The 22,326-nt window shown below is 42.4% G+C and carries 19 protein-coding genes; 16 read left to right on the forward strand and 3 right to left on the reverse strand.

Translation table 11 applies throughout. The features are described from left to right. The first annotated feature begins 642 nt into the window (after positions 1 to 642). From tal to Phpb_RS21040, 5 genes are all read left to right on the forward strand, one after another. Complete coding sequence (gene tal, locus Phpb_RS21020; protein WP_065392074.1) at positions 643 to 1,596, forward strand: transaldolase; 954 nt, start codon at positions 643 to 645, stop codon at positions 1,594 to 1,596. 90 nt (positions 1,597 to 1,686) lie between these two features. Next, a complete protein-coding gene (mog, locus tag Phpb_RS21025) occupies positions 1,687 to 2,280 on the forward strand; it encodes a molybdopterin adenylyltransferase (RefSeq protein ID WP_036812282.1) in 594 nt (197 codons plus the stop codon). A gap of 116 nt (positions 2,281 to 2,396) precedes the next feature. Beyond that, positions 2,397 to 3,179: a class I SAM-dependent methyltransferase gene (locus tag Phpb_RS21030; RefSeq protein ID WP_065392075.1), complete on the forward strand. Its 783-nt coding sequence runs from the start codon at positions 2,397 to 2,399 to the stop codon at positions 3,177 to 3,179. Between the two features lie 267 nt (positions 3,180 to 3,446). Beyond that, positions 3,447 to 4,037, forward strand: a complete 591-nt coding sequence (locus Phpb_RS21035) for a hypothetical protein (protein WP_065392076.1) — start codon at positions 3,447 to 3,449, stop codon at positions 4,035 to 4,037. 92 nt (positions 4,038 to 4,129) lie between these two features. Then, positions 4,130 to 4,690 carry a chorismate mutase gene (locus Phpb_RS21040; protein ID WP_065392077.1) on the forward strand — a complete coding sequence of 187 codons (561 nt, stop codon included), beginning with the start codon at positions 4,130 to 4,132 and terminating at the stop codon, positions 4,688 to 4,690. 103 nt (positions 4,691 to 4,793) lie between these two features. Here the strand turns inward: Phpb_RS21040 and Phpb_RS21045 are convergent, their stop codons facing one another. Beyond that, positions 4,794 to 6,425, reverse strand: a complete 1,632-nt coding sequence (locus tag Phpb_RS21045; protein WP_065392078.1) for a sodium/sugar symporter — start codon at positions 6,423 to 6,425, stop codon at positions 4,794 to 4,796. 370 nt (positions 6,426 to 6,795) lie between these two features. Here Phpb_RS21045 and Phpb_RS21050 point away from each other — a divergent pair, with 370 nt between their 5' ends. From Phpb_RS21050 to galM, 3 genes are all read left to right on the forward strand, one after another. After that, complete coding sequence (locus Phpb_RS21050; protein ID WP_065392079.1) at positions 6,796 to 7,848, forward strand: UDP-glucose--hexose-1-phosphate uridylyltransferase; 1,053 nt, start codon at positions 6,796 to 6,798, stop codon at positions 7,846 to 7,848. Between the two features lie 69 nt (positions 7,849 to 7,917). Continuing rightward, the gene (galK, locus tag Phpb_RS21055; protein WP_065392128.1) at positions 7,918 to 9,078 is read left to right on the forward strand and encodes a galactokinase; all 1,161 of its coding nucleotides are present in this window, start codon (positions 7,918 to 7,920) and stop codon (positions 9,076 to 9,078) included. 44 nt (positions 9,079 to 9,122) lie between these two features. Next, positions 9,123 to 10,172 (forward strand): galactose-1-epimerase, encoded by a 1,050-nt coding sequence (gene galM, locus Phpb_RS21060; protein WP_240492638.1) that lies wholly within the window; start codon positions 9,123 to 9,125, stop codon positions 10,170 to 10,172. A gap of 134 nt (positions 10,173 to 10,306) precedes the next feature. Here galM and satP read toward each other — a convergent pair whose 3' ends face one another. Then, positions 10,307 to 10,876, reverse strand: coding sequence for an acetate uptake transporter (gene satP / locus Phpb_RS21065; protein WP_065392081.1), 570 nt, complete (start codon positions 10,874 to 10,876; stop codon positions 10,307 to 10,309). A gap of 312 nt (positions 10,877 to 11,188) precedes the next feature. Here satP and dnaK point away from each other — a divergent pair, with 312 nt between their 5' ends. The 5 genes from dnaK to nhaR all read left to right on the forward strand — a co-directional run bounded on the left by dnaK (position 11,189) and on the right by nhaR (position 17,354). Next, the gene (dnaK, locus tag Phpb_RS21070) at positions 11,189 to 13,099 is read left to right on the forward strand and encodes a molecular chaperone DnaK (RefSeq protein ID WP_065392082.1); all 1,911 of its coding nucleotides are present in this window, start codon (positions 11,189 to 11,191) and stop codon (positions 13,097 to 13,099) included. A gap of 108 nt (positions 13,100 to 13,207) precedes the next feature. Continuing rightward, complete coding sequence (dnaJ, locus tag Phpb_RS21075; protein ID WP_065392083.1) at positions 13,208 to 14,329, forward strand: molecular chaperone DnaJ; 1,122 nt, start codon at positions 13,208 to 13,210, stop codon at positions 14,327 to 14,329. A gap of 211 nt (positions 14,330 to 14,540) precedes the next feature. Beyond that, positions 14,541 to 14,717 carry a hypothetical protein gene (locus Phpb_RS26170; RefSeq protein ID WP_165603329.1) on the forward strand — a complete coding sequence of 59 codons (177 nt, stop codon included), beginning with the start codon at positions 14,541 to 14,543 and terminating at the stop codon, positions 14,715 to 14,717. 346 nt (positions 14,718 to 15,063) lie between these two features. Next, positions 15,064 to 16,230, forward strand: a complete 1,167-nt coding sequence (gene nhaA, locus Phpb_RS21080) for a Na+/H+ antiporter NhaA (protein WP_065392084.1) — start codon at positions 15,064 to 15,066, stop codon at positions 16,228 to 16,230. A 209-nt stretch (positions 16,231 to 16,439) separates the two neighbouring features. Next, complete coding sequence (nhaR, locus tag Phpb_RS21085; protein WP_049583755.1) at positions 16,440 to 17,354, forward strand: transcriptional activator NhaR; 915 nt, start codon at positions 16,440 to 16,442, stop codon at positions 17,352 to 17,354. Positions 17,355 to 17,425: 71 nt separating this feature from the next. On the opposite strand, the gene rpsT is transcribed toward nhaR, so the two are convergent. Further along, complete coding sequence (rpsT, locus tag Phpb_RS21090; protein WP_036777011.1) at positions 17,426 to 17,689, reverse strand: 30S ribosomal protein S20; 264 nt, start codon at positions 17,687 to 17,689, stop codon at positions 17,426 to 17,428. Between the two features lie 350 nt (positions 17,690 to 18,039). Between rpsT and ribF the strand changes: the two genes are divergently transcribed. Genes ribF through lspA form a run of 3 tightly spaced genes read left to right on the forward strand, consistent with a single transcriptional unit; the run spans position 18,040 to position 22,325 of the window. Continuing rightward, positions 18,040 to 18,984, forward strand: coding sequence for a bifunctional riboflavin kinase/FAD synthetase (gene ribF, locus Phpb_RS21095; RefSeq protein WP_065392085.1), 945 nt, complete (start codon positions 18,040 to 18,042; stop codon positions 18,982 to 18,984). 24 nt (positions 18,985 to 19,008) lie between these two features. Then, positions 19,009 to 21,822, forward strand: a complete 2,814-nt coding sequence (ileS, locus tag Phpb_RS21100) for an isoleucine--tRNA ligase (protein ID WP_065392086.1) — start codon at positions 19,009 to 19,011, stop codon at positions 21,820 to 21,822. Then, complete coding sequence (gene lspA / locus Phpb_RS21105; RefSeq protein WP_065392087.1) at positions 21,822 to 22,325, forward strand: signal peptidase II; 504 nt, start codon at positions 21,822 to 21,824, stop codon at positions 22,323 to 22,325. The genes ileS and lspA overlap by 1 nt, the downstream gene beginning before the upstream one ends. Position 22,326: the final 1 nt, after the last annotated feature.

A 22,326-nucleotide genomic window follows, 5' to 3' on the forward strand; every position in this document is an offset into this window, starting at 1 on the left:
AGGTTTGGGATTTTTGGCAATTGATCAGATCGCAAAAATCGGACTGAGTTCCCTTCCAGTGATCTATTATTTTGAAAATTTATTTAGGAAGTAGTGTTTTATTTGTCTTTTTTGCAATGTGTTCTTTGAGTTCAGTTTTTGTTGCAAAGAAAATAAGCGCTGACGTTGAGAGTAAACTAACATTAAAGTAATTCATTTTGAATGAAATTATTGGCAATAGTTTCAATTTATTGAATTCAGTGAATTATCTCCCTCGGTATTTTTTCTAATATTCACGACACAGAAAAATCGTTGGTTGAGTGGTAAGTATATAAAGCATAATTTTGATTCCTATTTAGCAAATGATAGATTTTTAGATTATCTCAATAACTCGGATTCAGAGGTAATTATATTTGATGAGTTTGATTGTAGGAAATTAATAGATAGAATTGATAAAAATAAGAAAATAATCGTTGTTTCACACATGGAAACTATTGGTTCAATATTGAACATTAGAGAAATGGTATGAAAAGATTGGCTACAGAGTGAGTAACTGCGAGTGATCGTTTTTACCGCCTTGCAGCAAGGTCTTACCGTGTTATTATCAGTGGATGGCTCAATAACAATGCCACAATTTCACGCATAACGATGAGATATGACAAAATGACCGATAAACTAACCTCCCTGCGTAAACTGACAACAGTAGTAGCAGATACCGGGGATATTGCGGCGATGAAACTTTATCAGCCACAAGATGCGACAACTAACCCATCTCTGATCCTTAACGCTGCACAGATTCCCGAATACCGTAAATTAATTGATGAAGCAATTGCGTGGGCGCGTGAACAGAGCGATTCCCGCGAACAACAGATTGTGGATGCGAGTGATAAATTGGCAGTAAATATTGGTTTGGAAATTCTTAAACTGATCCCTGGCCGTATTTCGACAGAAGTTGATGCCCGTTTGTCTTATGACACCGAACGCAGTGTTGCCAAAGCTAAACGCCTGATTAAGTTGTATAACGAAGCTGGTATCAGCAATGATCGGATTCTGATCAAATTGGCTTCAACTTGGCAGGGTATCCGCGCGGCTGAACAGCTAGAAAAAGAAGGAATTAACTGTAACCTGACACTACTGTTCTCCTTCGCTCAGGCGCGTGCTTGTGCGGAAGCCGGGGTTTATCTGATTTCACCATTCGTTGGCCGTATTCTTGATTGGCATAAAGCGAACAGCGATCAGAAAGAGTTCGCTCCACACGAAGATCCCGGCGTCATTTCTGTGACTGAAATCTACCAATACTATAAACAACATGGTTATAACACTGTGGTTATGGGAGCAAGTTTCCGTAATTCCGGTGAAATCTTGGAATTGGCGGGTTGTGACCGTTTGACTATTGCGCCTGCGCTGTTGAAAGAGCTGTCCGAAGCTCAGGGTGAAGTTGAACGTAAACTGGGTTATACCGGTGAAATTAAAGCGCGTCCAGAGCCATTGAATGAGGCTCAGTTCTACTGGGAACATCATCAGGACGCAATGGCGACAGAAAAACTGGCGGATGGTATCCGTAAATTTGCAATTGATCAGGGCAAACTTGAGAAGATGATCGCTGATCTGCTGTAATGATAGGCTATAAACTATTCTTTTAGCTTTAAAGGCGGCATAATTGGCCGCCTTTTTGTTATTTAGTTAATCGTGTTAATTGAGGTTTATATGAATGAATTGCGCATTGGCCTGGTATCCGTCTCTGATCGTGCATCAAGCGGTATTTATCAGGACAAAGGGATTCCGGCATTGGAAGAGTGGCTAAAAAGGGCGATTACCACCCCTTTTCAGATAGAGACTCGCCTGATCCCAGATGAGCAGATCATCATTGAACAAACCTTGTGTGAGTTGGTGGATGAAATCGGCTGTCATCTGGTTTTAACCACCGGTGGAACCGGCCCCGCCCGCCGAGATGTGACGCCTGATGCCACATTAGCGGTTGCAGACCGTGAAATGCCGGGTTATGGCGAACAGATGCGTCAGATTAGTTTGCAATTTGTTCCAACGGCAATTTTATCCCGTCAGGTTGGTGTTATCCGCAAACAGGCGCTGATTTTGAACTTGCCGGGGCAACCAAAAGCAATCGCGGAAACGTTGGAAGGCTTGAAAGACGAAAACGGCAAAGTTCTGGTATCCGGCATTTTTGCCAGTGTGCCATATTGTATCCAATTGCTGGATGGCCCGTATGTGGAAACCGATGATAAGGTAGTCGCGGCTTTTAGGCCGAAAAGTGCTCGGCGCTGCATGAGCTTATCGAATTAATTGCTCCCTGAATGTGCCCACTAATAATGGGCGGTATTACACATCACAGTGACAAGCTGGAATAGAAAGAAAATTGTTCCAACTATTAATACTTAAAAAATTAGTGGGAAAGTTCAATGGATACTGAAATTGATTTCGGGAAAACAGTACTGGATTATGCAATACATCGTGAGGGATTTCCTCCTGCTCTGTTGGTTCGCCTTAAACCCTATGGGGTTGGAATAGTTGGTCAAAGAATTTTGGACCTTGGAACAGGAACAGGGACTTTAGCCAGGCAATTAGCGCAAGTAGGCGCTGAAGTAACAGGAATGGACATCTCTGAACCATTACTGAAACAGGCTAGGGCTTTAGATATTAAGGCAAAGGTTTTTGTAGATTATAAGCTAGGAAAGGCAGAAGACATTCCGCTACAAAATGAGACTCAAGATGTTATCATCGCTGGTCAATGTTGGCATTGGTTTAATCCAGAGCAAGCAGGTAGTGAATGTTTTCGAGTCCTTCGTAATGGCGGCACTATGGTAATTTGTCACTTCGATTGGCTCCCTTTGCCGGGTAATGTTGTAGAAGCTACAGAGAACTTAATATTAAAGCATAATTCGAAATGGAATATGTCTGGTGGGTCAGGAATTTATCCACGCTGGTTGGAAGATTTAGCCAAAAGTGGTTTTGTTGGTATAGAGACTTTTAGTTTTGATTTAGAGATTCCGTATACCCATGAACGTTGGTATGGGCGTATTAGAGCTAGCGCAGGTGTTTCTGCTAGTTTAAATAAAGAAAGTGTTCATAAATTTGATGAAGAACATCAGGAATTACTCGTAAAGAACTTTCCTCAAGAGCCTTTGCTTATACCTCATCGTGTCTGGGCAGTCATCGCGCGTAAATCAAGGAGTTATAAATAGATGAAGAGTTTTTACTATATACTGAAAATAGAGATAATATGGAGGAAAAATATTACAAACAATGAGGGAAGTAATTAGTTTGATATCCGATTATATAAAAGTGTTTTAAGATCAACGTGACAAACATTCAACATATGGATATCTATTCATTTGAATTACTAAGTATTATAGTAATTAGGTGAGAATTTTTTTGATTGGAGATTGTCTCTATAAAAATAAAGTGAGAATTAAAATACTAACTTATGAATAGATTAATTAGGTGGAATAATGATAAATGTGTCTTTATCTAGAAGTGAATTATTAGCTTTCGCTAATAGTTTGCCAGGATTTTGTTATGTTGATTTATCACGCATAAGTTCTGTATTTATTGCCCAAATTATGCAATTATATTACGGAAGAATCATAAATGTTTTTAATATTACAAATAAAATTGAATCCCTGGAGGGGATAAGAAAAAACTCGTCCATTAAAAATGAGAGTGAATTTAGATATAATCCATTAAAACGGCTGATGAAAGTTCATTTTACTGATGCGAGGTTTATTTTAAAAAATATTATAAATAAATTGAATGGTGATGATTATATATATAAAGTAGTAGATGAAGGATTTAATAAGAATAATTCAGGATATGCCGATGACGATTTCTTTAAATATATATGCCATCAGTTAACTGTCGGTGCGTATAATGAAAAGATTGAAATGAAAAATATGACTGGAGAATGGATTGTTTTTCAAAAATATAATGGTGAAAACTATTATTTAACACTTTGGTCTCATAGTGAAGGAGATGAAAATATATATAAAAGAGTTTGTATAGCGTATGAGCAAGACTTTCCTTTTCTAAAAAATATTTTGTAAATGATGGTCTTTTTTCGAAGGATAATTAACTTTAGTAAAAAATTTACTTGGCATGCGAATTTTTTATCTGGAATAAACCCTGAGGTGAAAAAATGGAATGGTCAAAAAAAGTAAGGATTGGCTTTATTGCTGGTTTGGCATTGATTATGAGCGCAATGGCGCCAACGGTGACGTTAGCAATGGAGGCAAAGACGACGGTAGCTCAGTTGATTAATCAGCGCCTTTCTTACATGAAAGACGTAGCGGAATACAAGGCTGAAAACCATTTACCTGTTGAAGTCTTGGCTCAAGAAGATAAGGTTCTTGCTAAATCAATAAGTGAGGCTGAATCATTCGGGTTAAGCGGAGAATCAGTTAGGCCGTTCATTATAATTCAGATGGATGCTGCAAAGGCGATTCAATATCGTTATCGAGCTGATTGGTTGTTAGTTCCTGAAAATGGTTGGCAACCGAAGTCGCTAGATGATGTTCGGATTAAAATTAGTGGGCTGAATACGAAAATCTTCCAACAAATTGCGATCTTACTCAAAGCCGGAGAGAAAATAAGCGCTTCTGACAAAGAAATGTTTATGAGGAATATTCAACAACATAACTTAAAAGATTCAGATAAACAGCAAATTTTTGCGGCGCTTGAGAAGGTGAAATTAAAATAAGTTTCTGCACTTTGTTCTTTTGTATTCTGTTTATTTTCGCCATTTCATAAGAAACGTCGGCCTTTTGTGACAGCCTCTAATAATAGAGGCTGTCAAAGACTGACTACCAGAAAACAACGTACAATACAGCTAGAATGATCATAATGGCATAAGATGCAATATTAAAACTGCGGTCCGTCGCAAACATAGATGAAACCAATATAATACCTTTGGGATCATCGTCATTAGCCGATGTACTTAAACTCGTGAATGCAATAACGACCAGTGTAAAGAGTAATGTGTAGAGCATTTGATCCATAAATGGCATTGCAAACGGCATGAATTTCAGAAATAAGGCAAAGGGGATCGATAAAACCACACCAATTATCGCCCCTTTACTGGTCGTCTTTTTCCAGAATAACCCAAGTAAGAACACGGCTAAAATACCTGGGCTGACAAGACCGGTATATTCTTGAATATATTGGAATGCTTGGTTAATACCGCCAAGCATTGGCGCAACAAAACAGGCGATAATCAGGGCAATAGTGGCAGAAATACGGCCAACATTAACCAGTTTGTGGTCGCTTGAATCAGGTGAAATATATTCCCTATAAATGTCCATAGTGAAAATGGTGGCGGTCGAATTGAGCATCGACGCTAATGATGAAACGATAGCGGCTGCTAATGCGGCAAATACGATGCCTTTAAAACCGACAGGTAGAAATTGGGTTAACCACGGATAAGCTTTATCTGCATGCGTTGCATCAGGCACGTTATTTAGCGCAAGGTCGCCTAAACCTGCCATTAATTCAGGGGAGGTTGTGATCACGTAAGCGGCAATGCCCGGTACAACGACCAGGAAAGGCAGAATAAGTTTCAGAAAAGCGGCAAAAACAATTCCTTTCTGCGCTTCCTGCACTGACTTGGCAGCAAGGGTACGTTGAATAATGTATTGGTTGAAGCCCCAATAATAGAGGTTAGCGACCCATAAACCGCCAATCAATACAGCAACACCAGGCAAGTTTATGAATTGAGGATTACTTTTATCCAAAATCATTTCAAAGTGTCCTGGCGCTGCATCAACCATTTTGGCAAATCCGGCTATTATACCTTCACTGCCGCCGATATAGCTGACGGCAATAAGTGTTGTGAGCAATCCCCCTAATATCAGGAAAAAGACTTGAATAACATCGGTCCAGACGATAGCCGAGAGGCCGCCGTAAATAGAATAAACCAAGGCAAATATTGCAAGCCCAATAATGGAATAGATCAATGGAATTTTCAGAATGGTTTCCAGTGCTAAGCCACCTAAATAAAGTACAGAGGTCAGATTGACGAAAATATAGAGTGAGATCCAGAACACCGCCAGAATGGCTTTTAAATTTTTATTAAACCGTTGTTCCACAAATTCTGGGATAGTATAAATGCCTTTCTCAATGAAGATAGGTAAGAAATATTTACCTACGATGATTAATGTAATTGCCGCCATCCATTCATAAGAAGCGATTGCTAAACCAATGGAATAACCGGAGCCGGACATGCCAATAAATTGCTCGGCGGAAATATTTGCCGCGATCAGTGAGGCGCCTATTGTCCACCAGGGCAAGGATTTACCTGCCAGGAAGTAATCTTCAGTGCTTTTGTCCGAGCCTTTTTTATCCCTGGATACCCAGAGTCCCACACTGATGATAATGGCGACATAGAACATAAATACCAATATATCTACCAAGCTTAAACCGTGTTCTATAGTGGACATGTTTCTTTTCCTGGTTAGTCTATTTGATACTAAATTGTAAACGTTACTATTTGATGGGGATGTAATCAGAATCACAAAATTGTTATTAAATATCGTATTTGTAATTTATCTTAATTCTTAATGATTTGTTTTAATTAATAGATTAAGTAAATTTACTGTGACTTTAACTCATGTTTGCAGAATATGCCGAAGTTGAACACCTTAATCTGTCTTTTAGGTTTATATCTAAGTTTCTTGTGTAATTGTTTACATTTACGTGATTGGTATCTCAGATTAGTATTAATGCCCGTTGTTAAACTGTGTCCAGCCTGAGTGTGAATAAAGATTTTCACAATCGGTATTGGAAAATATAAATGAGGTAGAGACTGTTATGTCCAAGATTGTATTCAATCCTGTTGAACATCCCCATCGTCGTTATAATCCGCTAACCGGGCAATGGGTTTTGGTCTCTCCTCATCGGGTAAAGCGGCCGTGGCATGGAAAAGATGAGAAATCATTGATAGATGATATTCCAAGCTATGATGAGCAATGTTTCCTTTGCCCATCAAATACACGTATTTCCGGTGATAAAAATCCTGCTTATCAAGGAACTTTTGTTTTTAATAATGATTTTTCGGCTTTAATACCAGATTCACTTGATGTGCCTCAATCGTCTCACCCATTGTTTAAAATACAAGGAGTACGAGGATTAAGTCGTGTAATCTGTTTTTCTCCGGATCACAGTAAGACATTGCCTGAATTGTCGGTTAAGCACATTCGTCAGGTAATTGATACCTGGAATGAACACATTGAAACGTTGGGTAAAGAATATCTTTGGGTTCAGGTTTTTGAAAATAAGGGTGAAGTAATGGGCTGTTCTCAGCCTCATCCTCATGGGCAAATCTGGGCGAATAGTTTTCTGCCAAACGAAATTGAGCGTAAAGATCAACAACTGCGTGCTTATTACCAGGAACAGGGTTCCAATTTATTGATGGATTATGTTCAGGCTGAATTAGTTGATGGTGAACGGGTTGTGGTCGATACAATTCATTGGTTGGCGGTTGTGCCTTATTGGGCAGCATGGCCCTATGAAACCATGTTGTTACCTAAAGTTCATGTTCGTCGTATGAATGAATTAACGGATGAACAACGCGATGATTTGGCGGTCGTGCTTAAAAAGCTTACCAGTCGTTATGACAACTTATTTCATAGCTCTTTTCCTTATTCAATGGGTTGGCATTTTGCACCGTTTTTTGACCAAGGCACCGATATTGAACATTGGCAACTGCATGCACTTTTCTATCCGCCATTATTGCGATCGGCTACTGTGCGAAAATTTATGGTGGGCTATGAAATGTTTGCTGAAACACAACGTGATTTAACCGCAGAACAGGCGGCTAAATTTTTACGTGCGGTGAGTGATGTACATTATAAAGCGCAATAATGTTAATTATCTGGCAGGATATTTCATGAGAAGTATCGTTCAGTTAATATATTATTTGAGAATGAAATGATGGAAACTTTAATTAATTGTGTTAAAGATGTTTTTGATTTGGTATTTCATTATATGCCAACACATATTATTCAAGCACCAGGTCGGGTTAATTTGATTGGAGAGCACACTGATTATAATGATGGCTTTGTGTTACCCTGTGCTATTAATTACCAAATTGTGGTTGCGGCGGCGAAGCGGGAAGATAATATTATCCGTGTTGTTTCGGTTGATTATGGTAATCAATTAGACGAGTTTGATATTAGCCAGCCTATTAAATTTGACGAAAATAAAATGTGGGCCAATTATATTCGCGGTGTTGTAAAATGCTTGCTTAGTCGTGGATATATATTTAACGGGGCAGATATTGTGGTAACGGGTAATGTGCCACAAGGGGCGGGGTTAAGTTCATCGGCTGCACTGGAAACAGTGATTGGTGAAACGATAAAAACACTTTACCATTTAGCTATTAGCCAAACGGAAATAGCATTAAATGGGCAGCAAGCTGAAAATGAATTTGTCGGTTGCCATTGTGGCATTATGGATCAATTAATTTCCGCGCAAGGTAAGAAAGATCATGCGTTATTAATTGATTGTCGTCATTTAACCACCCAAGCCGTATCTATGCCGAAAGATATTGCAGTTATGATTATTAATTCAAATAAAAAACGGGAATTGGTTGGCAGTGAATATAATATCCGCCGAGCTCAGTGTGAACACGCGGCGGTATTATTTGGCGTTAAAGCTTTGCGGGATGTGACATTAGATGAATTTGAAAAACGGAGTGTTGAGCTTGATAGCATAGTGGCTAAACGTGCTTGCCATGTAATTACAGAAAATGAACGTACACTTCTGGCAGCAAAAGCGTTGGCCGAGGGTGATATGCCATTAATCGCGGAACTTATGGCGCAATCACATCAATCAATGCGTGATGATTTTGAAATTACCGTGCCTGAAATCGATACCTTGGTTGATATTGTGGTGCAAGCCATTGGTAAACAGGGTGGAGTGAGGATGACCGGTGGTGGGTTTGGTGGCTGTGTGGTGGCTTTAGTCCCCCAAACTTTGGTTGATGTGGTTAGAGGCGCGGTAGAGCAACACTATTTTGTATCGACAGGTTTGAAAGAGACCATTTATGTGTGCCGGGCTTCGGACGGTGCAAGTTTGGTTGAAACATTGTAGGCAATAAAATGGTAGATGCTTATTTTGAATTATTGAACACTTCAATGACACAACATATTGCTTTGGATGGAAAAAAAGCAAATCTTGTCTGTCTTTCCAATACTTCGGGTTTTTCCGTTGTGTTGATGGATATTGGCGCATCTTGGCTGAGTTGCCGTGTACCTTTAAATAGGGAGAAAAGAGAAGTTTTACTAGGTGTTGCCACTTTACAAGACTTTTATAAACAGACCAGCTATTTAGGTGCTACTGTGGGACGATACGCTAACCGTATTGCAAATGGATGTTTTAATCTTGATGGTAAAACTTATCAATTACATGTCAATCAGGCGGGAAATTGTTTGCACGGTGGGATTGAGGGTTTTGATAAGCGACGTTGGATAATCACTGCAAGAGATGCCTATTCAGTGAGTTTTACATTACAGTCACCAGATGGTGATCAGGGTTTTCCTGGTAATGTTGTTGTGACCGTTCGTTACATATTAACCAATGATAATCACATAATCGTGGATTATTTAGCCCATACAGATGCTGCGACGCCCATTAATTTGACTAATCACGCTTATTTTAATTTGTTGGGGGCGGACTCTGGAAAAACATGTTTATCGCATCGCCTAGAGGTGAAAAGCGACGACTATTTACCGATCGATGAATATGGTATTCCGTTGGGCCAACTGGCTTCGGTTAATAATACGGGTTTTGATTTTCGAAAACCTAAAGTAATTAACGGTCACTTTATGCTGGATAAACAGCAACAGATTGTGAATGGATACGATCATTCATTTTGGTTGCAAGCCGCTCGTTTGAATTCGGATTATGCAATTTCAATTACTTCCCCCGATGAAGCAATCACAATGAAAATCTTCACCACAAAACCGGCTGTGCAGTTTTACTCGGGAAATTGGTTAAGTGGAACGCCTAGCCGTAATGGTGGGTGGTATGAGAACTATGCGGGAGTGGCATTTGAGCCACAATTTTTACCGGATTCTCCCAATCATCCTGAATGGGAGCAAGAGAGCTGCATACTTCGTCCTAACCAACGCTATAAGCACCGTACTTGCTATCAATTCGAGATTCACAATATTGGTTCAATATAATTGTGGCTAAATTGATGCACATTCAACGGACATTAGTCTGACGAGCGTTGGGGTAAATATCATCGGTTCTTTCTCTACGTTCATAACGGACTGGAAGAGGGAGAAAAAATTGCCTTCTTCCAACCCGCAGTTTATTACGGTTTTATCTCGCCAATAGGTAGAATAGTGCGTCCATATTGTTCATTCAGCACTTCCGCCATTGCCAGATAAATTGCGCTGGCGCCACAAATTATCCCTTCATAACCGGCAATTGTCAGAAGAGTGGTATTTCCGGTAAAGTTGCCAATCGCTAACAGAGCGAACAACAGAGTCAGGCCGCCAAAGATAAACTGTAGCACGCGGTTAGCCTTGAAGGTGCCAAAGAACATAAACAGGGTAAACATACCCCACAGGCCAAGATATACCGCTAAATATTGGCTGCTGGTGGCTTCCGCCAGTCCCATTTTGGGAAGAAATAATAATCCAACCAGACTGAGCCAAAATAACCCATAAGAGGTGAAAGCAGTTGCGGCAAAGGTATTGCCTTTCTTATATTCAAAAAGTCCTGCCAGTACTTGGGCCAGGCCGCCGTAGAAAATGCCCATACTCAGGATAACGGATGCCAGTGGAAAAAAACCTGCGTTATGCAGATTCAGAAGAATGGTTGTCATGCCGAAGCCCATCAAACCTAAGGGGCCGGGATTAGCCAATTGATTCGCGCTCATAAGTCCTCTGAAAGAAAATCATAAAAGTCATAAATAGCAAAGGTGGCGAATCATAATGATCTGTCAGCAAGGAAACAATGACCTTTGAAATAATAAAAAGGTTTTTTTTCACATCCCCCCTTGATGATAGTTTTAACGACCCCATCTTATAATCAACCGCAGTTGCTAATCGCTGTCCTATACAGCCGGTATATATAAGCAAAAGTGAGGAATCGCGTAGAGGCATAAAAATGGGTGCCATTGAAAAGCAGAAAGTTATCCTCATATTGATTAGCAACTTGATTGATTACGAATTTCTTTGGAGGCGTTTAGATGGGTAAAATTATTGGTATCGACCTGGGAACTACCAACTCTTGTGTAGCTATTATGGATGGCACGACAGCTCGTGTGCTGGAGAACAGCGAAGGCGATCGCACAACCCCTTCCATCATTGCTTATACCCAGGATGGTGAAACTCTGGTTGGTCAACCGGCTAAACGTCAGGCTGTTACTAACCCGCAAAATACGTTGTTTGCTATTAAGCGTCTGATTGGACGTCGTTTCCAAGACGAAGAAGCGCAACGCGACGTAGCTATCATGCCATACAAAATTATTGCGGCGGATAATGGCGACGCATGGCTGGAAGTGAAAGACCAGAAAATGGCTCCTCCTCAGGTTTCCGCTGAAGTTTTGAAGAAAATGAAGAAAACAGCGGAAGATTATCTGGGTGAGCCAGTTACTGAAGCGGTAATCACTGTACCTGCATATTTTAACGATGCTCAGCGTCAAGCAACCAAAGACGCGGGCCGTATCGCAGGTCTGGAAGTAAAACGTATTATCAACGAACCAACCGCTGCTGCACTGGCTTATGGCTTGGACAGAGAAGTGGGTAACCGTACTATCGCGGTTTATGACCTCGGTGGTGGTACTTTCGATATCTCTATTATCGAAATCGATGAAGTTGACGGCGAAAAAACCTATGAAGTGCTGGCGACCAACGGTGATACCCACTTGGGCGGTGAAGATTTCGACAGTCGTATGATCAACTACTTGGTTGACGAATTTAAGAAAGATCAGGGCATTGATCTGCGTAACGACCCACTGGCGATGCAACGTCTGAAAGAAGCGGCGGAAAAAGCCAAAATTGAGCTCTCTTCCGCACAGCAGACCGATGTTAACCTGCCATATATCACCGCGGATGCGACTGGTCCTAAGCACATGAATATCAAAGTGACCCGTGCGAAGCTGGAATCATTGGTGGAAGAGCTGGTTAAACGTTCTATGGAGCCTGTACGAGTTGCATTGCAAGATGCCGGCTTGTCAGTTTCTGATGTGAACGATGTCATTCTGGTGGGTGGTCAGACCCGTATGCCAATGGTACAGAAAGTCGTCGCTGACTTCTTCGGTAAAGAGCCACGTAAAGATGTGAACCCTGACGAAGCGGTAGCAATGGGAGCTGCGGTACAGGGCGGTGTTTTGGCCGGTGATGTGAAAGATGTATTGTTGCTGGATGTTACACCATTGTCTCTGGGTATCGAAACAATGGGTGGCGTAATGACTTCCCTCATTACGAAAAACACCACGATCCCAACCAAACACAGCCAAGTGTTCTCTACGGCGGAAGATAATCAATCTGCGGTAACTATCCATGTATTGCAGGGTGAGCGTAAACGTGCCGGCGATAACAAATCTCTGGGCCAGTTCAATTTGGATGGGATTCAGGCAGCGCCTCGTGGTATGCCTCAGATTGAAGTGACTTTTGATATCGATGCTGATGGTATTCTGCATGTATCTGCTAAAGACAAAAATAGTGGCCGCGAACAGCAGATCACTATCAAGGCTTCTTCCGGTTTGAATGAAGAAGAAATTCAACGGATGGTTCGTGATGCAGAAGCGAACGCGGAGTCTGATCGTAAGTTTGAAGAGTTGGTACAGGTCCGTAATCAGGCAGATCAACTGGTTCACGGCACGCGTAAGCAAGTAGAAGAAGCCGGTGACAAACTGCCGGCAGAAGATAAAACCGCGATTGAAGGCGCTGTGGCTGAGTTGGAAAAAGTTGCTAAAGGCGAAGACAAAGCGGATATCGAAGCGAAAATTCAGGCTTTGGTTCAGGCTTCCGCTAAGTTGTTGGAAATTGCCCAGCAGCAGGCACAAGCTGGTGCGACTGCAGACGCTGGCGACAGTGCGAAGAAAGATGACGACGTTGTAGACGCTGAATTCGAAGAAGTTAAAGATAAAAAATAATTGCCCTTAGCGGGCGTGGCGATAGTTATGACAATTGTTGCTGATTAACCGGCACGGGCGTTGAGGGAACTCTGCGCCCGTGCGCGTATGTTAAGGGTAAAATAAGAGATGGCAAAGAGAGACTGTTACGAAGTTTTGGGTGTTTCCAAAACAGCGGACGAAAAAGAGATTAAAAAAGCCTATAAGCGGCTGGCAATGAAATATCACCCTGATCGTAATCAGGGCGATAAAGATGCGGAAAGCAAATTCAAAGAAGTTAAAGAAGCCTATGAAATTCTGACGGATGATCAGAAACGAGCTGCTTATGACCAATATGGCCATGCTGCTTTTGAACAGGGAGGCATGGGTAGCGGCGGCGGCGCTGATTTTAGTGATATCTTTGGTGATGTTTTCGGTGATATCTTCGGCGGTGGTCGTCGTCAGCAGCGTCCAAGTCGCGGGGCTGATTTGCGTTACAGCATGGAGTTGACGCTGGAAGAAGCGGTTCGTGGTGTGACCAAAGAGATCCGCATCCCGACATTGGAAACCTGTGATACCTGTCATGGCAGCGGTGCTAAAGCAGGAACCAGCCCTGTAACCTGCTCAACCTGTAAAGGTGCTGGTCAGGTTCACATGCGTCAGGGATTTTTCACCGTTCAGCAACCTTGTCCACACTGTCATGGCCGTGGTCAGATCATTAAGGATTCTTGCCATAAATGTCATGGTCATGGGCGAGTTGAAAGATACAAAACCCTGTCTGTTAAGATCCCGGCGGGTGTTGATACCGGCGATCGCATTCGTTTGAGTGGTGAGGGTGAAGCAGGAGCAAAAGGCGCACCGGCAGGTGATCTGTATGTTCAGGTACAGGTAAAATCGCACCATATTTTTGAGCGTCAAGAAAGTAATCTCTATTGTGAAGTGCCGGTTAACTTTGCAATGGCGGCACTGGGCGGAGAAATCGAAGTACCAACCCTTGATGGCCGTGTGAAACTGAAAATACCTGCGGAAACTCAGACAGGTAAAATGTTCCGCATGAAAGGCAAAGGCGTTAAATCTGTCCGTGGTGGCGCTCAGGGTGATTTACTGTGCCGGGTAGTGGTAGAAACGCCGGTTAAATTGAATGAAAGACAGAAAGAATTACTGCGCGAATTGGGTGAATCTTTCGGCGGTACTGGCGAAGAAACGAATAGCCCGCGTTCTAAAAGTTTCTTCGATGGCGTAAAGAAGTTCTTTGATGATTTGACCAAGTAACAGTCGATATCTCCACATATATAGAGCTGGATTGCTGAATAACGCTCGAATTACTAGTAAAAAGTCCTCGTTTGAATGAGGACTTTTTGTCTGAGTTGAGAATTATAAACTGAAAGTCATTTGTGTGAGGAGGCAATTTGAAAGATAACGGGTATAATAATATTAAGGTAGCGGAATAGCCGCAGCTTGGCATCCCTAAAAAGGGAGAACGATGAGCACTACTGACATGACTATTGCTGAACTCGAAAAAATCCACGCTGAAATAGCAAAATTAATGGCGGAAACGACAAAGATAAATCGTGAGGCGGCATGGTATCCGATTATTGTTGCTTCTAGTCTTATTGGTGCGGTAGCTACCATCACAACTCTATTGCTTAAATTTATTTAATTAATTGGCTCTATTGAGGGGATTTGTTCTGGAATACTTATGCGGCTGATCAGCAATTATTCTCCTCCTACTACAGGAAATCTCATTAATCTATATCGCAACACAGTTAACACTATTAGAAGATGATTTAAACCGCATTTTGGCTAAGATGCGGGAAATTGGTGCTAATGTAAGATAAATAGGGTCTCTCCATTTAACGATTTCCTCTGATTGATAATCTATTTTATTGAGATGTAGATCATCAATAGATCGGTTATAGCGAATTATTCTGGTTATAAAATCGATTTTTTTCGAAACCATCGCTAGAGTACCATTTAAGTCCGATCAATTTCAGAGGTTAATCATCGTGACAGCAATTATTCGTCAATTCCTGAAATTAGAAGCGGCTGGAGGGCTCCTTCTTATCATCGCTGCCATTATTGCGCTGATGATGGCAAATTCACCATTACAGGGCACTTATCAGCAATTTCTCAATCTTCCGGTAGTAATGCAATTCGCTGCATTGGAGATCAATAAGCCCTTATTGTTGTGGATTAATGATGGCTTAATGGCGGTCTTCTTTTTGATTGTTGGTCTGGAAGTCAAACGGGAACTTCTGGAAGGTTCTTTGGCAGGGCGTGATAAGGCAGTATTTCCGGTAATAGCGGCGATAGGTGGTATGGTCGCTCCGGCATTGATATATCTGCTATTTAATGGCGATGATGAATTTATCCGTCAGGGGTGGGCTATTCCTGCGGCAACTGATATTGCTTTTGCCTTGGGTGTGATGGCGCTATTGTCTAAACGAGTACCAACAGAACTCAAGGTTTTCTTGTTGGCGCTAGCGATTATTGATGATCTGGGCGTTATCGTGATTATCGCTCTGTTTTATACCAAAACAGTCTCCCTTGTGGCGCTTGGATTATCAGTAGCAATGACGGCTTTGCTGGTTTGGATGAATTGGCGTGGTGTCGAAAAAACATCGGCTTATATGGTTATTGGCGCTATTCTTTGGGTTTGCATCCTAAAATCGGGTGTTCATGCAACACTGGCTGGGGTTATCGTTGGTTTTCTGATCCCTCTGCGTAGCCGGAATGGTCATTCACCATCTGAATCACTTGAGCACGGTTTGCATCCTTGGGTGGCGTATCTTATTTTGCCATTATTTGCCTTTGCCAATGCTGGTATCGTCCTGAATGGCGTGACGTTAAATGGTTTGACCGATAGATTACCGCTAGGTATTGCTGCCGCTCTGTTTCTTGGTAAACCATTGGGAATTTTTCTGTTTAGCTATATTTCTATTAAGATCGGATTTGCTAAATTGCCACAGCAGATTAATCTTAAACAGATATTTGCGGTTTCCGTTCTTTGTGGAATCGGTTTTACTATGTCTATCTTTATTTCAGGATTGGCCTTTGAAGGGGGAGATGAATCTTTCAGTATCTATTCTCGTCTTGGCATTCTGATGGGTTCAACCATCGCTGCGTTTATGGGTTATGGCTTGTTACGAATGGTCTTACCAAAGAAAAAGTGATGGCAGAGCCGTGGTAAATTCATTAATTTAGCCGGTAGTTTTAGAAAGAATTTCCGAACTGACTCTCATTTTTGTACTCGCGGTACAATAATAAAATGGTATCGCGGATATTTTATGTAGTGGAAAACAGGAAATCGCCGTAAAACGGTAAATTAGAGATGTATGGCTAGGTAGTCTGTTAGACGAAAGCGATACACAAGGAAAAATATATGCGGGTGTCACATCTGAATTTTAATCATCTCTATTATTTCTGGCATGTTTGCAAGGAAGGATCTGTGGTTGGGGCGGCAGAGGCGCTTTATCTAACACCTCAGACGATCACCGGACAGATAAAGGCGCTGGAGGAGCGTCTGGGAGGAAAACTGTTCAAACGTCAAGGTCGGGGTTTAGTACCATCAGAGTTAGGGCAGCTTATCTTCCGTTATGCGGATAAGATGTTTATGCTGAGCCAGGAGATGTTGGATATCGTTAATTACAGCCGTGAATCTAACCTTTTATTTGATGTTGGTGTGGCTGACGCATTATCCAAACGTCTGGTAAGCCAAGTATTAAAAACGGCGGTTGTGGAACATGAACAGATCCATCTACGTTGTTTTGAATCCACTCATGAATTGCTGTTGGAACAGCTCAGCCAGCACAAACTCGATATGATATTGTCCGATTGTCCGGTGGACTCTTCCCAGCAGGAAGGGCTATTCTCAGTAAAACTGGGTGAATGTAATGTGAGTTTTTTCTGCCGACAACCTATCCCGGAAAAACCTTTCCCGGAATGTTTGGAAGAACGTCGCTTATTGGTTCCAGGACGCCGCTCTATGTTGGGGCGTAAATTGTTGACTTGGATACGTAATAAAAATCTTCAGGTTGAAGTATTGGGTGAATTTGATGATGCCGCGTTAATGAAAGCGTTTGGTATGTATCATAATGCGATTTTTGTCGCGCCATCTTTGTATACCAATGATATTTTTGCAGATAATGATATTGCTGAAATTGGTCGGTTGGATGCGGTACAAGAAGAGTATTATGTGATTTTTGCTGAACGAATGATTCAACACCCGGCTGTTCAAAGGGTATGTAATAAAGATTTTTCTGCGTTGTTTAATGTGCCACCTAAGAAGCGCGCTTAAAAAATAATTGATAATAACTGCAAACACAAAAAAACCGGCGCAGGCCGGTTTTTCAGTAATTCAAACGCAAATTATTGCATTGCGTTGATTTGAGCCGTCAGATTAGATTTATGACGTGCTGCTTTGTTTTTGTGGATCAGACCTTTACAGGCGTGACGATCGACAATAGGTTGCATGTCATTAAATGCTTTCTGTGCAGCTTCTTTATCGCCAGTAGCGATAGCAGCATATACCTTCTTGATGAAGGTACGCACCATAGAACGACGGCTAGCGTTGTGCTGACGACGTTTTTCAGACTGTATGGCGCGTTTCTTAGCTGATTTGATATTAGCCAAGGTCCAACTCCCAAATATATTCTATCGAGGACAATTCAAAGGCCGAGGAATATGCCTGTTCAACCTTCTTTTGTCAATGGATTTGTGCAAATAAGCGCCGTTGTACCGCGGCAACTTGTTTCGTTGTGATGGCGCAGGATTTTATCAGCTTACTTAGCGGGAATACAGTCTTTCACAATAAAAATCTCATTGAATAGTCCAGATAGAAATAAAATGAATATTTTTCGGGATTCCTGCTCGTTTTTGTTGTATGAATCAGGGCTATTGATTTAAATCATCTTATGATGGTGGGTTAACCTTGAGCTTTGTACAAGGTATAATTTGGCAATTTCCAGGGTATTGAGCCAGCTATGGAGCTAATTCGCGGTATACGTAATATCCGAACATGTCACCGCGGTTGCGTGTTGACGATTGGTAATTTTGATGGCGTCCACAGGGGGCATCAGGCACTACTGAAACACTTAAAACACGAAGGGCAGCGTCTGGGATTACCAGTAATGGTCATGATTTTTGAGCCACAACCCTTGGAGTTTTTTGCTAAGGGCAATGCTCCTGCGCGTCTGACAAGATTGAGGGATAAGGCCAAATATCTCGCCCAATGTGGCGTGGATTATTTATTATGCGTGAAATTTGACAGGAATTTTGCGGCAAATACGCCAGAAGCTTTTGTTTCACGGTTGCTGGTGGAAAAATTGGGTGTTAAGTTTCTCGCTGTAGGAGATGATTTTCGTTTTGGTCAAGCTCGCAGTGGTGATTTTGCCTTTTTGCAGCGAGCCGGTGAAACATACGGCTTTGATGTGACCAACAGTGAAAGTTTTTGTAATAATGGTTTGCGGATCAGCAGCACAGCTATTCGTCAAGCACTGCAAAATGATGATTTGGTATTAGCCGAAACATTATTAGGGCATCCATATAGCATTTGTGGCCGGGTCGTTCACGGTAAACGACTAGGGAGCGCTATTGGTTTTCCAACAGCGAATTTGCCGTTAAAACGATTAGTGGTTCCTGTGCAAGGTGTTTATGTTGTTGAAGTCTATGGTTTAGGAGACAAGCCTTTGCCGGGTGTTGCCAATATTGGTACACGCCCAACAGTTTCTGGTCAGGGTCAACAACTTGAAGTACATCTAATTGATACCCAAATGGATCTCTATGGGCGTTATATTGATGTGGTGTTACGCAAAAAATTGCGTAATGAGCAGCGGTTTGCTTCCCTTGACGCACTCAAGCAGCAAATTGCTAATGATTTGGTCGCTGCGAAGGAATTTTTTAAACAGCGACTTGTGTCATGTATCTAGCGGAAAATTGGAATTGAGAATCGAATGAGTGACTATAAAAACACCCTGAATCTGCCAGAAACAGGGTTTCCAATGCGCGGAGATTTAGCAAAGCGCGAACCAGATATGTTAAAACGTTGGTACAAAGATGAGTTGTATCAGGTAATTCGTAAAGCAAAAGCCGGTAAAAAAACATTTATTCTGCATGACGGCCCTCCTTACGCGAATGGCAGTATTCATATTGGTCACTCAGTCAATAAGATTCTCAAAGATATTATTATTAAATCCAAAGGGATGGCGGGATATGACTCGCCATATATTCCTGGTTGGGATTGCCACGGTTTACCTATTGAGCTTAAGGTTGAGCAGATTATTGGTAAACCTGGGGAAAAATTTTCCGCCGCTGAATTTCGTGCCGAGTGCCGTAAATATGCTAAAGAGCAGATTGAAGGTCAGAAGAAAGACTTTATTCGTCTGGGTGTATTAGGTGACTGGGAACGTCCCTATCTGACGATGGACTTTAAGACCGAAGCCAACATTATTCGTGCACTGAGCCGTATTATCGCTAATGGTCATTTGTTGAAAGGCGCCAAACCTGTTCACTGGTGTGCTGATTGTGGTTCATCACTGGCCGAAGCGGAAGTTGAGTATTACGATAGAACTTCGCCATCGATTGACGTGCGTTTTAATGCGGTTGATGCAGCAGCCGTTTGTGAGAAATTTGGTGTGCAGGCACTAGCTCAACCGGTCTCTTTGATTATCTGGACAACCACGCCGTGGACGTTGCCAGCTAACCGGGCGATCGCTTTGCATGCTGAATTTAGCTATCAATTAGTGCAGATTGAGGGCGAATGTCTGATTCTGGCTGCTGATTTGGTAGAAAGTGTGATGCAGCGTGCGGGTATAACTTCGTGGACAGTGCTAGGGCATTGCGTGGGGTCCGCTCTGGAGCTGCTGCGCTTCAAACATCCGTTTATGGATTTTGATTCACCGGTTGTGCTAGGTGATCATGTGACTCTGGACGCAGGTACCGGTGCTGTGCACACGGCGCCAGGTCATGGCCCGGACGACTTTGTTCTTGGTCAGAAATATGGCTTGGAAGTTGCAAATCCAGTTGGCCCTAATGGTTGCTATCTGCCCGGTACTTATCCTTCACTGGATGGCATGTTTGTCTTTAAGGCGAATGATGTTGTGTTGAATATCCTGAGTGAAAACAATGCCTTGTTGCATTTGGAAAAATTACAGCACAGTTATCCTTGTTGCTGGCGCCATAAGACGCCTATTATTTTCCGTGCCACGCCGCAGTGGTTTGTCAGCATGGATCAAAACGGTCTGCGTAAACAATCGTTGCAAGAGATCAAAGGCGTTCAGTGGATTCCGGGTTGGGGTCAGGCTCGTATTGAGGCAATGGTTGAAAACCGCCCTGATTGGTGTATTTCACGTCAACGTACTTGGGGCACGCCGATGTCTCTTTTTGTCCATAAAGAGACAGAAGAGCTTCATCCGCGTACTATTGAATTGATGGAAGAAGTGGCAAAACGTGTTGAAGTTGACGGTATTCAGGCGTGGTGGGATCTGGAACCAGCCGAATTGCTAGGTGATGACGCAGCTAACTATGTCAAAATTTTTGATACGTTGGATGTATGGTTCGATTCGGGATCAACTCACGCATCGGTGGTTGATGCTCGCCCTGAATTCCAAGGTAACGCTGCGGATATTTATCTTGAAGGTTCAGATCAGCACCGTGGCTGGTTTATGTCTTCCCTGATGATCTCAACGGCAATAAAAGGTAAAGCGCCTTACCGTCAGGTGTTAACACATGGTTTCACTGTGGATGGTCAGGGCCGTAAGATGTCTAAATCTATCGGTAACACCATCAGTCCGCAGGATGTCATAAATAAATTAGGGGCGGATATTCTGCGTCTATGGGTTGCTTCTACCGATTACACCGGTGAAATTGCGGTATCCGATGAGATCTTGAAACGCTCTGCTGATGCATATCGCCGAATCCGTAATACGGCGCGTTTCCTGCTGGCAAATTTGAATGGTTTTGATCCTGAACAACATAGGGTTGAACCAGAAGAGATGGCTGTGCTGGATCGTTGGGCTGTGGGACGTGCTCAGGCGGCACAGGCGGACATTGCAAAATCCTACGATGAATATGATTTTCACACTGTTGTTCAGCGTATGATGCAATTTTGCTCCGTGGAGATGGGATCGTTCTATCTCGATATCATTAAAGATCGTCAGTACACCGCTAAGAGCGATAGTCTGGCGCGTCGCAGTTGTCAGACTGCGCTGTATCATATTGCGGAAGCGTTGGTTCGCTGGATGGCGCCTATCCTCTCCTTTACTGCCGATGAAGTTTGGAATGAGTTGCCTGGCAAACGTGCTCAATATGTATTTACCGAAGAGTGGTATGACGGTTTGTTTGGTCTGGCCGCGGGCGAAGCAATGAATGATGCTTTCTGGGCTGATTTGCTGGCAGTGCGTGGTGAAGTTAATAAAGTGCTGGAGCAGGCACGCGCGGACAAACATATCCGTAGTTCATTGGAGGCCGCGGTGACGTTGTACGCTGATAATGAACTGGCGGACAAACTCAATAGCCTCGGAGATGAATTGCGTTTCGTTCTGCTAACATCTCAGGTTGTTGTTGCAGGTTATGAGCAGGCTGGTGAAGATGCGCAACAAAGCGAAATCGGTGGCCTGAAAATTGCTTTCCGTAAAGCGGATGGCGAAAAATGTCCTCGTTGCTGGCATTACGCTAAAGATGTGGGATTGGTGGCGGAACACGCAGAACTTTGTGGCCGCTGTGTAACTAATGTTGCCGGTAACGGCGAAGAGCGTAAGTTTGCCTGATGAATAAACCCATTTGCTCCACCGGCCTTCGCTGGCTTTGGTTAGTTGTTGTGGTATTGATTCTGGATCTGGGTAGTAAACAGTTAGTGTTGCAACACTTTCATCTGTATGAATCCGTTCCATTGATACCTTATTTTAATCTGACTTATGCCCAGAATTTTGGGGCGGCTTTCAGTTTCCTTGCAGAGAAAGACGGTTGGCAGCGTTGGTTCTTTGCATTCATTGCCGTTGCCATTTCAGTTGTGTTGACGGTGATGATGTATCGTGCCAGTGCAAAGAAGAAACTGAGTAATATCGCTTATGCCCTGATTATTGGTGGAGCATTGGGTAATCTGTTTGACCGGTTGGTTCATGGTTTTGTCATCGATTTTATTGATTTTTATGTCGGTGATTGGCACTTTCCAACTTTTAATATCGCCGATATGGCGATATGTATCGGGGCTGGATTGGTTATCATTGATAGCTTTTTAAGCCCGGATGAAAAGACAATCAAAGTGGGATAAG

Origin of the sequence: Photorhabdus namnaonensis, from assembly GCF_001684335.1 — a bacterium.
In the GTDB taxonomy this organism is placed as follows: domain Bacteria; phylum Pseudomonadota; class Gammaproteobacteria; order Enterobacterales; family Enterobacteriaceae; genus Photorhabdus; species Photorhabdus namnaonensis.